Source organism: Halobellus sp. Atlit-38R (genome assembly GCF_003665925.1).
GTDB lineage: Archaea > Halobacteriota > Halobacteria > Halobacteriales > Haloferacaceae > Haloquadratum > Haloquadratum inordinatus.
Genome location: NZ_QXIJ01000435.1, coordinates 1 through 252, shown reverse-complemented (window position 1 = coordinate 252; position 252 = coordinate 1). Strand labels below are relative to the sequence as shown.

Sequence of the window (252 nt, the reverse complement as noted above, 5' to 3'; positions counted from 1 at the left end):
CGACCTTTCCAACCGCTCGGAACAACGCTACGTCACAGGCAAAGCAAAGGACGTTACGGAGGCCCTCTGTCAGATCGTGTTTCCAGCGATTGACCTCGATCGACCGGACGACGGAACGCGGTATGATGATACCGCGTTCCTCGATCTCCAGAGCTACCTCGGATTGACCGGGACTGCTGCCAACCAGGGAAGCCGGATCTTCGACGAGGAAACAACCCGCGAAAACGGCGGTCCTGACGGTGATACGCATCT

The 252-nt window shown here is 57.9% G+C and carries 1 pseudogene; it reads left to right on the top strand.

Annotation, left to right across the window (positions count from 1 at the left end):
- Positions 1-252, top strand: a pseudogene (locus D3D02_RS20245) (hypothetical protein); the annotation flags it as partial.